The organism is Virgibacillus salarius (genome assembly GCF_039521925.1).
GTDB lineage: Bacteria > Bacillota > Bacilli > Bacillales > Amphibacillaceae > Virgibacillus > Virgibacillus salarius.
Genome location: NZ_BAAACY010000029.1, coordinates 22592 through 35022, shown reverse-complemented (window position 1 = coordinate 35022; position 12431 = coordinate 22592). Strand labels below are relative to the sequence as shown.

Genomic DNA, 12431 nt, shown 5'->3' with positions numbered 1-12431 from the left:
TACTAGAGGAAGCGTAAATCTGAGCATGTAGTGATAAGGACTGAGCGAATTTTGCTCCGTTTTTCTTATGCGTGTGCTAGATATAGAGCAAAAGTAGCTGCACCTATTAGAAACCTACTGCTTCTAGAGGCAGGGTATTTTGTTTGATTTTTTCCGCATATAACTGGCAGTAAGCCCCCAATTTCAAGCAATAAAGAGAACCAAGTGAGGGATAAACAAAACATCCACTAATTGAAGTTTTACTTTATTCGTCTAAGCTAATCATTTCCCCCGTTACTGCATCTACTACATAGCTACATTCAATTTTACCGCATAACATATACCTACCTTTTTGATAGACGTAGACAGGTGAGATCTCAAGGTAGCTACGGAGCTTTTCGGATGCTTCTCCCTTTGAAATAACAGGCATTTCTGCTTCTTTAAAATCACGAAAGACATCGAGCAATTGACGATTGTCCATATAATTAAGAGGCTTTAATGTTTTTGAATCCATAATAACCTTTATCTTAGGACCGATGATACGAAAATCTTTCTTTACTGGATGCAAGATTGCAAATAGGTAGTTGTGTTCCTGTTGAATGGTAGTTAGTTTCCATTGGCCATTGTCATCTGGTAACTCTTGCTGTAGTAGACGACTCACTTCTGTAATAATTCTAGTTTGTTCATCTTTGGAAATAGATCTTTTTCTGTCAATCTCTTTATTATTGCTCAATGCCTCAGACTCGGAAATTTCTGGTGACAGATCGATTTTTTCTAGAGATATGGTAGAAGCGGAACTAGTATGGCTCCATGTGATAGGTTCAACGCTATTACAATAAATGATGGATTTTTCCACTTGATCATAGGAAATCGTCTTTCCTCCATTATTGGTAAGGAAGAACATAGATGTCCCGTATACGGAAATCCATTTTTGTTCATTCTCCACTGGAATTTCCATCAACTTGCAATGATCTAGAGCAATGGGTTCAACGATTTCCGACGTTAAAGCAAAGGGTTCCCACTGAACTTGATCCTCTGTAGGAAAGCTCCCATGGATAGAAAAGAGTGTAAGTTGTCCTTGCTCATTAAAGGTTATATCGATGTTCCCACCTGGATAGACGGGAATATTGTCTACAGCAGATCGGAAATGCATTTCATTTTTTGATTCCTCGACTAATTGAAACTGTCTACCATATTCTAGACCCGTCATTTCCTCAACCCATTCAATGATTTGTTCACTGGTTTGGTGAATGACAGTTAACGCCTCTGCATGAGCATAAGATATATCATTAACAAAGATTATTTTTTTGATTCGTTCACTATGAAGGTCTACATCAACAACGGCTGTTCCTGGAGGATTTAAGCCTTCTTCTGTTTCCGCTGCTTCATTAGGAAACCATTCCATGGTTAACTCATAGGATACGCCTTCATTAGGATTTTCTTCTTTAACAAAGCTGTGTCTTTTTAAATAATATTTATCTAGTCCCCATTCATCTGCTGTAACGTCAATCAATTTTTGTACTCGCTTATGCATATAGATACCCTCACTTTATTTCAGTTTGACATTAAATAGATAGTTCCTTTTATCTCGTTTATAACTGGCAGGAAGCCCCTACTTTATAACTTTGCCTATAGTATATCATTCCTTTAGGAACGAATTCACATATTACAAAATGATATAATGAGCAAAAATCAAAAAATCGAATTTTCCACTTTACATTAACGTAACGTCAAGGTTTATAGTGAAGTTGAGGAGGAAGGAATATGCAAATAAAAGAAGTCGCAAAGCAATTAAATACTACTCCGAGAGCAATTCGCTTTTATGAGGAGAAGGGATTAATTAAGCCTGCAAAGTTAGACAACAATGAGTATCGCAGCTTTTCTGAAGAAGATATTGCCCGATTAAGTACGATATTAGCTCTTCGAGAAATCGGATTTAGCGTTAGTGAGATATCCCACGTTCTAAACGAAGAACAGCGAAGCATTTCGCAGTATCTAAACATACAACGATCTGCTCTCTATGAAAAATGGCTCGAAATGAAGGATATGATTCATACGATCGATCAAATGCTAGATCGTACATCGGATGATTATGATAATATGCAAGCAATCTATCAATTAGCGACTCATTTAAAAAATTTAAAGGAAATTCGTCGAAATTGGCAAGACAAATGGAATTTTGATAGTCAAGCTAAGGATTATGATTCTAGTATCAAGATGCATGGCTATCGCTTTAATGTACATCAGGACTATGATAAGGCGTTAACAAAAGTAGTTGAAACCATCCAGCTAGAAGCTGGCAATACGTGCCTAGATATTGGAATTGGTACAGGAAATCTCGGTGCAAAGTTTTTACCCAAAGGAATAAACGTCATTGGCATTGATCAGTCCGAAAACATGTTACATGTTTGTAAACAAAAGCACCCAGCCATAGAAATACGTAAAGGACACTTTTTAGCCTTGCCGTTGATGGATCAGCAAGTAGATGGGATTGTTTCCAGCTATGCACTACATCATATTACTGACGAAGAAAAAATACTAGCATTACAGGAAATGGATCGAGTATTAAAAGCAGGTGGGCAAATTTGTATAGCTGATTTAATGTTTATTAATGAACGACAACGTAAGCAAGTTATGAAATATTTTCAGGATGCGGGCAATAAAGAGGCAATTTACGCCATAAAAGATGAATATTATGCGGATCGCTCTATCCTAATAGAATGGTTAAAAGAACATAACTATGATGTAAAAGCATATCCGTTTAATGATATTTTAAGCATGATTTATGCCCAAAAGACAGCTTGTGGTGATAAAGCATGAATAATACGCCAGCAGTTAGATTGGATTTCTTTCAAGATAAATATCTCGCTGATTTAACTTACTACCATTTATCAACAGATCAATTAATGTATACCGCACATCCTAAGGAAGCATTGGCTAAAGAAGCTTTCGAAGCAAGAAGACATGGGATTGTCATTCTGTTTCAACACCATGTTGCAGGTTTTTTTGTACTAGAGGATGGAAAAAGTCTTAAAATGTATAGTGATAACCAACAGGCATTACTGCTTTGCTCGTATTCCATTGCGTACAAGATGCAAGGGAGAGGAATTGCAAAACAATCACTTCTACAGTTACCTGCTTTTCTAAATTGCCACTTTCCGAAAAAAAATGAGGTTGTCCTTGGAGTAAACCATCAAAATATGATAGCACAACACGTTTATCAACAATGTGGATTTGTAGATAGTGGGAAAAGGATTATTGGGAAAAAAGGAGAACAATATGTACTACAATTAAACGTAATGGAAGCTATCCACTAATAACAGACAGCTTCCATTACGTTATTCTTGCACATAGTTTTTTAATCCATCGGTAACTGCTTCGGCTACGTTCGTTTCAAATGATTCACTTTGAATCTTGGCTAGATCATTTGGGTTTGTAATAAAACCAAGCTCCAGTAAAATAGATGGCGCATGATTTGTTCGTAGGACACGGTAGTTTTTCTGGAGTATCCCACGGTCTTTCATATCAATAGAAGCTGTTAGTGATGTATGCACATTTTCTGCTAATCGAAGATCATTTTTCTTAGAATAATAGAAGGTATTTAAGCCACTAACAGAAGAATCAGGAAATGCATTATAATGAATGCTAATAAATGCGTTGGTCTTGTTAGAATGACTTAATTCAACTCTTCGATCTAATGATATATACGTATCCTTTGATCTCGTAGTCAGTACCGTCGCCCCAGCTTCACGTAGCTTATCAGCAATTTTCTGAGCGGTCGTAAATGTTATATTTTTTTCGTATACATTCTTCAAGCCCATTGCCCCTGAATCTTTCCCGCCATGTCCTGGATCTAGCATGATATGATAACCATCAAGCGGTTTTGTCGCTGATGTTATACTTGATGTTTGCTGGTCTGGTGCTTTGATTGTGTGGGCGGATACACTCGCGCTTGTAGCTTCTTGAGCTGGGGTATCCGTATGCCAGGAAGCTATCCAACCGTTTTGTCCATTATTTACTTCTATTTGATGCCATTCACCCTTGGTTTCTATTAGTCTATAGCTTTTTCCAGCTGGTAATGTTCCAATACTAGAATAGCTAGAGCCAGGACCTGAGCGAATATGCGTGTTCTTTGTTACTACTTTTATTTTTTCTTCTTCTGTTTCTTTCGCTTCACTTACTTGTCCAATATTATGCAAATAATGCCCTGCTACCCATGCCTCCTTCCCATCATAAAATGTTTTAATCCATCCATATTTTTCCTCGAAGGCGACTAACTGATCACCAGCTTGTAGCTTACCGATGATTTCTGCTTGGTCTGATGGTTCACTTCTAACATTTAGCAATGTTTCTCCTACTTCAAAAAGCTCTCGAGTATCTGCTTGACTTTCATTAGGAAAAAAAAGCATAGATACAAAGATAACGACAAAGCTACTAACAATATAATAGATAAACCGCATAGCAATCTCCTCTTAATAGTAATTTAATGTAATAACAGTATGTACAAGGAGATAACTAATTAAACTATGTTTCTGAAAAATAAACTATGAAGTACTAGATTGCTAGATGGGTAGCAGGAATTAACACAAAAAATACCTCTATCCAGCATATAACTGGCAGTAGGACCCCCACCTCAAGCAATAAGGTGGAACCAATATAGATAAGTGGGGTATCGACTGCCAGTAAATGTCCGATTGGTTCAATGGTCTTTAGGTCATACCCTTGTGGTACTAACCATCAGTGGGGGGATAAACAAAACCCTGATAGGAGTTTCACTTTATCTAAAATAATCAACTGTCAAGATACTAATCTTATCTTTGTATTTGTTTTAGGGTTTGTTATAATGGTGTTTTACTATTACATGTGGAAGAGAGGGCTTCTATGAAAAAGTCTTCGGGAGATCGTAACGTTCATTATTAAACTTTTTAAGGAATTTGGAAAAAATGAGGGGATATCGTTGTTTTATTTTTGGTTACAAACTGCATATACACCTTTTCCAGTTACGGATATACTGATACCAGTGATGGTAGCTATCATGGCAACCATTGTTATGTCGATTGTTTATAAAAATAAGCCAAAAATTGATCGTGGTAGAGTGATTATCTATTTTCAGCTTAGTTACCGAAGAAAGTTAATTCGTAGCCTTTGGACGTTTCCTATTCATATAGCAATTATTTTACTGGCCATCTATATTACTCATATGCGGCCGACTGTCGAAATTCTAGTTTTTATCGCTTTTCTAACTGGCAACTGTTTGCAAATTGGCTATAACTATTGCATGTATAAAAAGACAGAGGCTTAACCTACAGTAAAAAAACAACAGCTAACAAAAGCCGTTGTCATAAGTGTTACATAACTTTATCCCGCATATGGCAGTAAGCCCCCACCTCAAGTAATAAAGTTAAATGGGGGTTTTTGTCTTACTCTCTTTCTGATAGCAGACAGCTGTCGTTTATTAATGTATACCAATTCAATCTATGTGAATGAGCGTTGAAGCAGCAGTCAGTGCAACTTGATCATTAACAATGTCTCCAGGTCGTCTTGCTTGGCCAATCACGTAATCTTTTAGTGTCATTCCATAAAATTCACAGATATAATTGAATTGCTGAATAAGCGGTAGTCCCTTTACTCGTGGATGATCACCGCCAACAATTATTAGATAAACATTTTTCTCTTTTAATGCGACACGAAAATGTGAATAGCTGTCGTCTCTTAAAATTTGTGACCAACGATCAATAAAGGTTTTCATTGGACCAGACATCCCATACCAGTAAATTGGTGTAGAGAAAACAAGCGTATCGTGCTCTAACAGTTGATCGATTAACTGTGTATGATCATCCTCAACTACTGGAAATCCTTCTGGTGCATGACGTTTATCAATAATTGGTTGAATATCATGATCGCGTAAATAAATATGGGTTCCTTTCTCTTTAGGAACTGCTTGATACGTTAAATATTCCGTATTTCCATTAACTCGAGTGGAACCATGAAATACAGCAATTTTCATGTATTATCCTCCCTATGAAAGATTTTTCAGGATGAATGAAGCCGTATTTAGCAAAAGACTGTAGTGTTTTTACCATCTTAACAGGCATAATCCTATGGATACCTTGGACGGTAAGGAATCCTAAAAACTCATGAAATTTTCCTTTTCTTAAATTGTATTCTTCAGCAGGTATTTTAGAAGTGAGAGAAGAATCTTATTTATAGATAAAATAAATGATTTAGCTAAAGGAGCTATTCCAAAGATGATATATAGAAAGAAAACATACAAATTGAAAAAGGGCAACGTTGAAGCTTTTAATAACTTTTTTCATGAATATTTGCTTCCGAATCAGCTTACCTATGGGGCAAACCTTGTTGGCAGATGGGTAAATCAATCAAACGATGAAATAACAGCTATGTGGGCATATAATAATATGGAGGAATATGAGCGTATCGAAGCGAACATTAGAGCAAGTGACTTACATAAAATGGGACAGAAAAAAAGAAAAGAATTGGGGGATATCATTATAGATAGTCGTCAGGAATTCTTAACTTCTACAGGAAACGATCAATATCCTAAGCATATAGTTTCTGTTAGTGGTTATATAACGAATGATCAGGGGGAAGTTCTACTAGTACGTAATATGGATCGTGCAGATACCATGGAGATACCAGGAGGACAAGTGGAAGAAGAGGAGTCATTATTAGAAGCAGTACATCGAGAAATTAAGGAAGAAACAGGAGCTATCGTCCAGATGGATGGTATAACTGGAATTTATCAGAATGTTACCAAGGGAATCATAAATATTGTATTTAGAGGAAAATACATATCTGGTGACTTACGCACGCAAGAAGAGGAAACAACAGAAGTGTGCTTTAGAAAATTAACAGCTACGAATACATCTCAATATATTACACGAGAGCATTTTTTAGATAGGGTATTAGATGCAATGCATCCAACCTACATCCCATATGAAGCATTCGAAATAAGACCGCATCACATACTTCATCAGCTGAGACCTAGTATAAAGCAAGAACAGTAATAAAGAATGTAGGTGAGCCACAGTTGAAGATTCCAAGCAAGATACGTATCATTGGTTCTGTAGGTAGTGGGAAGACGACGTTAGCTAAGTTGCTGGCGAAACAGCTTCGTATAACCTACTATGAATTGGACAATGTCGTGTGGTATAGAAGGAAGACAGGGGATATAAAAAGAACAATCGAAGAACGTACGAAGATACTTTCAAGCATATGTCAACAATCTGCTTGGATTATTAAAGGTGTTCATCGTGATAATTGGGTAATTCCTAGTATTAAACACGCAGATCTTATTATCATATTGGATACGAATAAACATGTTCGGTCGTTTCGAATTTGTAAAAGATTCCTAAGGCAGAAGTTAGGCATCGAACCTGCCAACTATCAACCTACACTTTCTATATTTATCAGTATGTTGCAGTGGAATAGACAATTTGAGAAGGAAAAACAGGATATTTGCAATATGTTGAGCAGCTATAACGATAAACAGGTCATTATAACTAATAAACAGGCATTAAAAACCTATTTGAGTACTTTAAGGGTGAATCACGAATGAAAAAAATAATCGTTTTCATCGTATTACTGATCGTTTCCATATATACATTATTTTTAACCTCTTGGACTGGTTCCTACCTAATGCTTGAGCCTAATTGGCAAGATAAGACGATATTTACACCTGAGGATATATCAGACCCAAGAGATATATACTTTATCGATCAATGGCTATATGCGTTTACCATTCAGCCTATTACTAGCACGATATTTATAATAGCTAGTATTGTAGTGGTTAGTATGATTATATTTCACTTTAGAAAACGAAGGAAAAAGAAGAAGCAGGATGAGGTTTAACATAAATGGAGGGATAAGGAGTTGGAAAAATTTACCGAATAGGCAACGGAGTGCTTTGTTTGGTGATTTAATACGAAATACTGTGACACCCCTCCCACTGATTGAAGTTTTACTTTGGTAAGCTGTAAACGAATCGAGAAACTGATTAACGTAGTAATAAAAAGCTGGAATTAAAGGAGGGAGCGGAGGAAAAATGTGATCTTCCCCCTCCTTTAAATAATATAGGTTTAAGCACGTATCCATTTCCATATTTCTGCAGGTGTAGCATTTTTACCATACATTAATATACCAACTTTAAATATCTTTCCAGCTAGTTTCATAAAGAACCAGACGCTGATGATTAGAATCATCAATGAAATGGCAATTTCCATCCATGGCCATTCTTCTAAACTAGTTAATCGTAGTAAGAGAACCCCTGGAGAAGTAAAGGGAATATAAGAACCAATCTGAGCCATGAATCCATTTGGATCACTTAAGACCGGACCAATGAAAATGAATGGCAGAAATGGAAGCATCATGACCATTCCCTGAAAATTACCGGCAGTAGAAACGTCTGCCATCGTAGCTCCAACACCTACAAAAATAGAGGCGAAGAGAAGGTAGCCTAAGATGGCAATAGCGATATAAAAGGCTAGTTCAGGTACTAATAAATACTGCAAAATGGATATATCTACACGCCAAGCAATGATAGGCAACACAAGTGTAATGGAAACCACAGCCTGAATGAGACCTAGAACGAAATAGCCAATAATTTTTCCTTGCATAAGGTCTGCTGGTGTTAATGATGAAAGAATAATCTCTGCAATCTTATCTTTCTTTTCCTGTGACGCACTTTGGAATATCGCCATACCTGTAAATACAATGGATAGCATGATAAATCCAGCGAACGCACCTGGTACAATTCGTTTCAGCGGGTCAGCTCCAGCTTCTTCTTCATTTACAGTTTCTTGCGCTTCTTTAGATGCAATCGCTTCAACAGAAACTCCACGTGAAAGGGTCGCAAGTTCTTCCTCAGTTAAACCAAGCTGCTTCATCTGCATCGTTTGTAATGGACCTGCCACAATTTGTGCCTGGTTGATAAAGTAAGGGGGTATTTCTTCAGAAGTGTAGGCTCGAATAACACCCTCTTCTAGTGAACGTTGATCAATAAATAAGTAAGCAGTATCATCTGTATCTTCTAATTCTTTGTTTACTTCTTCTTCGCTTAAATCCGATTGCTTTAACTCCCAAGGGAGATCATTTGTTTTAACCGTATCCTCGATGGCAGAAAATAATTGAAGCTGATCATTTATAAAAACGGTTGTCAGCTCTTGTGTTTCCTCTGTATCAGACCCTCCAAAGGTATTTCCGAGTAGCATAAAACCAATTATGAGAACTGGTGTTAGAAACATGCCAATAATAAATGTCTTGTTTTTTAGATTTCGTTTGATCTCCCATTTGGCTACCTTCATGGTATTACGCATGCTCCTCACCTTCCTCTTGTAATAGATTTTTGTCTGTTGCAATATCAATAAAAATTTCATGGAGTGAAATGCGATTCAGCGTAAGTTCCTGAATGTTAATATGATTCGGAAGCTGTGTTAGCCATGTTGCGGGCTGCACGTCCTTACTAAGGTAAATGATACTGCGGTCATCTTCCTTTTCGACCCGTTGAACATTAGGAAGTTGTGCTAAATCTTGTTTGTTATTTTTGCCGTGTATCGTACATTTAAAGTTAGCATACTCCATTTTTACATCTGTCATTTCACCATATATAACTTTTTGACCGCGATGAATCATAAATAATCGATCTGCCATTTCCTCAACAAGATTCATTTGATGTGAGGATAATAATATGGCGGTCCCATTCTGAGCGAGATTCCTAATTTCCTGCTTAAATAGCTCCTGACTGACAGGGTCAAGACCAGAAAATGGTTCATCTAAAATCAATAATTCTGGCTCATGAATAATAGAGGCAATAAATTGCACTTTTTGCCCCATCCCTTTGGATAACTCTTCCACATTAACCTTCTCTTTACCCTCTAGATCAAACTTTTTAAGGTAATCGAGTGCCCGTTGTTTCGCCTTATCTAGTGGATAGTCTTTTAATTCGGCTAAATATAGTAAAATATCCATTACCTTAACATTTTTATAGAGGCCGCGCTCTTCTGGTAAATAACCAATTTTATGTCTTGGAATAGTAGCTCCTTTACTATGATGAAATGTAATGGATCCCTCATCTGGATACATGATTCCCATGATGTTACGAATGGTTGTTGATTTTCCTGCTCCATTAGGACCAAGAATAGCCATTATTTCGCCTTGTTTTACTTCAAAAGAAATATTGGAAATAATTTGTTTCCCTTTAAAGGATTTACCTAAGCTTTTGACAGTAAGCATTGTGTTCAAGTCGACATCGTCCTTTCATTATTCAACTAATAATGTAATTATTCCTTCTAAATCTAAGCGTGCTTGAGAAGAGCTTTTTATATGTTGATTATGGAAATACGCCTCTGTATCATCTGGGTTATTCGAGATGATTTGGTTATTGGTTCGCAGTAATTCTCCAGGTATCCTTTCTGCTGGTAACGTATCGGATAACCAGTAGCGTTTAAACATATTATTTAATGCCTCTTTTTCATATGTTCCAACCCATTCTCCTCTTTTTAATACGCATAAGTAATCAGCAAGTTTCATAATATCTGAAGATTGATGGCTGGTCATAACGATTGCTCGATCTCCTCGCTCCATCCATGCTACGATCATATCCAAAAATACTTGCTTTGCAGGGATATCCATAAATGTTGTTGGCTCATCAAGCAGCAATAAAGGTGTGTTTTTCGGTAAGGTTAACGCAAGACATAACTTCTGTTGTAAGCCAGGAGATAAGTGAATAAACTTTTTATCTAGGGAAATATCGAAACGTTTCACCATTTCTTCAAATAAGTGTTCATCCCAATTTGGATAGTAAGGGGCAATAAATTTCTTAAGTGTTCTACCTGAGAAAGCATTCCAGCCAATTATTGGCTGTGGTTGGTAGCTTACGGTTGTCTTCCAACCCTCATCTGGACCATGGACAAATTTATTTAACACTTTAATGTTTCCTTTATCAGGCTTTACTAAATTCATAATTAACTTTAATATGGTGCTTTTTCCTGATCCGTTATTACCAACTAATGCTGTTATTGTTCCGGGTTCTAGCGTTAAATTTATAGGTCCAAGATGGAATGAATCTAAGCCTTTTTCTAGGTTGGAAATTTCCATTATTCCATTCAACTGTTATCATCCTTTCTAGTATGTGATTCCATCACTTCAGTAAAGATCTCCTTTATTTGATCTATCGTATAGTCATAGCTAAGTGCTGTATCAACTGCATTTTCAATCGTTTGGTACACCTCTGAAACCTTAACCTGCTGCTTCAGTGCGTCTTCAATTTCAGCTACAAAGGTTCCTTTCCCTTGAGATGTACGAATAAACCCTTGGTATTCTAAGTTTTGATAGGCTCTTCGAATGGTGATAACACTTGTCTCCAGATCTTTGGATAGTGAGCGAATAGATGGTAAGGGAGCCCCTTCCGGTAACTGTCCACCTGCAATTAATGCCTTCAGTTGATTTTCGATTTGATGATATATTGGTTCACGAGATGACTTGGAAAGACGTATTGGCAATTCCACTTTAATTTACTCCTCTCCAATTTTATATATAATCCAGTTTATTCATTATCTTTTTCATATAAATTTGATGAGCTTGAAGAGCAGCTCCAGCCAATCCGATAGACAGTATGGATGCAAGGAAAGGCCATTTTTTGGCAATAACGATAGACCAATATACGAAGCCATGATCAGTAAAAAAATAGATACCTAGAAAAGCAATGAACATCAAAAATAACACCATGATAGCAATAATAATGGTACCAATCGTTGTTGCAGCAAAGCCTCTTTCTCCTGCATCACTCATTGGAAATAACGTTCCAACATAAACAGCTGTCGACAACCAAATGACAGAGAAAGCAATATATGCGCTGATAGATAGCATTTCGTTTATAGGGGATACATAATAAAACAGTATCAAAAAGATAACTTGCCAAGGTAGTGAATAACAAAAATAGATTATAAATCTACTCTTAATAAGCACATCCTGCTTAATAGGTAATTGGAGTTGCATGATTAAGGTAGGTGAAGCTAAAAAATCTAAAGACTGCTTTTGACTTTGAAACACCTTTGGTTTTGCCCAAAACCCCCCCATGAAAAAAAGGAAAATGAAGAAGAAATCATATCCCATAAAGTCATTATCTATGTAAGATTCTAGAGATGTGGCAAGAAAGGATAAGATAAACATTAAAAAGATAAAATAAAAGAAAAAGCCTTTTATCGAATGAGTTAATTCTAGTTTTGCTACTTGATAAGCTTGCTTCCATTCTTTCATAAGTAAATCCTCCTCACACTGTTATACTGTATATGTGTTTATATACAGTATATAGGATTATGGTAGGATGTCAAGGATAAATTTCCATCCTACATGAAATGGTAATAAAGTTATGAACTAAATGTGAAATAGTGAGCAAAGTGATTTGAATTTAGATGAATCATGGTAAACTATAG

At 36.5% G+C, this 12431-nt stretch carries 14 protein-coding genes; 6 read left to right on the top strand and 8 right to left on the bottom strand.

The window, feature by feature from the left end; all coding sequences use genetic code 11:
* Positions 1 to 244 precede the first annotated feature (244 nt).
* Positions 245 to 1513, bottom strand: a complete 1269-nt coding sequence (locus tag ABDZ84_RS04985) for a hypothetical protein (RefSeq protein WP_343780408.1) — start codon at positions 1511 to 1513, stop codon at positions 245 to 247.
* A gap of 230 nt (positions 1514 to 1743) precedes the next feature.
* On the opposite strand from ABDZ84_RS04985, the gene ABDZ84_RS04980 reads away from it, so the two are divergent.
* Positions 1744 to 2799 carry a MerR family transcriptional regulator gene (locus ABDZ84_RS04980; RefSeq protein ID WP_026682977.1) on the top strand — a complete coding sequence of 352 codons (1056 nt, stop codon included), beginning with the start codon at positions 1744 to 1746 and terminating at the stop codon, positions 2797 to 2799.
* On the top strand, positions 2796 to 3296 hold the full coding sequence (locus ABDZ84_RS04975; RefSeq protein WP_166530635.1) for a GNAT family N-acetyltransferase: 501 nt from the start codon (positions 2796 to 2798) through the stop codon (positions 3294 to 3296). Before ABDZ84_RS04980 ends, ABDZ84_RS04975 begins: the two co-directional genes overlap by 4 nt.
* A gap of 21 nt (positions 3297 to 3317) precedes the next feature.
* Here the strand turns inward: ABDZ84_RS04975 and ABDZ84_RS04970 are convergent, their stop codons facing one another.
* Positions 3318 to 4439: an N-acetylmuramoyl-L-alanine amidase family protein gene (locus ABDZ84_RS04970; protein ID WP_026682976.1), complete on the bottom strand. Its 1122-nt coding sequence runs from the start codon at positions 4437 to 4439 to the stop codon at positions 3318 to 3320.
* A 497-nt stretch (positions 4440 to 4936) separates the two neighbouring features.
* Here ABDZ84_RS04970 and ABDZ84_RS04965 point away from each other — a divergent pair, with 497 nt between their 5' ends.
* On the top strand, positions 4937 to 5281 hold the full coding sequence (locus ABDZ84_RS04965; RefSeq protein WP_026682975.1) for a hypothetical protein: 345 nt from the start codon (positions 4937 to 4939) through the stop codon (positions 5279 to 5281).
* 168 nt (positions 5282 to 5449) lie between these two features.
* Here ABDZ84_RS04965 and ABDZ84_RS04960 read toward each other — a convergent pair whose 3' ends face one another.
* On the bottom strand, positions 5450 to 5986 hold the full coding sequence (locus ABDZ84_RS04960) for a flavodoxin family protein (protein ID WP_026682974.1): 537 nt from the start codon (positions 5984 to 5986) through the stop codon (positions 5450 to 5452).
* A gap of 241 nt (positions 5987 to 6227) precedes the next feature.
* Between ABDZ84_RS04960 and ABDZ84_RS04955 the strand changes: the two genes are divergently transcribed.
* The 3 genes from ABDZ84_RS04955 to ABDZ84_RS04945 are packed head-to-tail and all read left to right on the top strand — an operon-like array spanning position 6228 to position 7851.
* Positions 6228 to 7007: an NUDIX domain-containing protein gene (locus ABDZ84_RS04955; protein WP_026682973.1), complete on the top strand. Its 780-nt coding sequence runs from the start codon at positions 6228 to 6230 to the stop codon at positions 7005 to 7007.
* Between the two features lie 23 nt (positions 7008 to 7030).
* Positions 7031 to 7558 carry a shikimate kinase gene (locus ABDZ84_RS04950; protein WP_034679830.1) on the top strand — a complete coding sequence of 176 codons (528 nt, stop codon included), beginning with the start codon at positions 7031 to 7033 and terminating at the stop codon, positions 7556 to 7558.
* A complete protein-coding gene (locus tag ABDZ84_RS04945) occupies positions 7555 to 7851 on the top strand; it encodes a DUF4306 domain-containing protein (protein ID WP_026682972.1) in 297 nt (98 codons plus the stop codon). The genes ABDZ84_RS04950 and ABDZ84_RS04945 overlap by 4 nt, the downstream gene beginning before the upstream one ends.
* Before the next feature lie 227 nt (positions 7852 to 8078).
* Here ABDZ84_RS04945 and ABDZ84_RS04940 read toward each other — a convergent pair whose 3' ends face one another.
* The 5 genes from ABDZ84_RS04940 to ABDZ84_RS04920 are packed head-to-tail and all read right to left on the bottom strand — an operon-like array spanning position 8079 to position 12255.
* Positions 8079 to 9314, bottom strand: a complete 1236-nt coding sequence (locus tag ABDZ84_RS04940; protein WP_343780401.1) for an ABC transporter permease — start codon at positions 9312 to 9314, stop codon at positions 8079 to 8081.
* A complete protein-coding gene (locus tag ABDZ84_RS04935; protein WP_281949962.1) occupies positions 9307 to 10239 on the bottom strand; it encodes an ABC transporter ATP-binding protein in 933 nt (310 codons plus the stop codon). Before ABDZ84_RS04935 ends, ABDZ84_RS04940 begins: the two co-directional genes overlap by 8 nt.
* Before the next feature lie 18 nt (positions 10240 to 10257).
* Positions 10258 to 11106: an ATP-binding cassette domain-containing protein gene (locus tag ABDZ84_RS04930; RefSeq protein ID WP_343780399.1), complete on the bottom strand. Its 849-nt coding sequence runs from the start codon at positions 11104 to 11106 to the stop codon at positions 10258 to 10260.
* A complete protein-coding gene (locus ABDZ84_RS04925) occupies positions 11103 to 11504 on the bottom strand; it encodes a GntR family transcriptional regulator (RefSeq protein WP_026682968.1) in 402 nt (133 codons plus the stop codon). The genes ABDZ84_RS04930 and ABDZ84_RS04925 overlap by 4 nt, the downstream gene beginning before the upstream one ends.
* Before the next feature lie 22 nt (positions 11505 to 11526).
* A complete protein-coding gene (locus tag ABDZ84_RS04920; protein WP_026682967.1) occupies positions 11527 to 12255 on the bottom strand; it encodes a hypothetical protein in 729 nt (242 codons plus the stop codon).
* Positions 12256 to 12431: the final 176 nt, after the last annotated feature.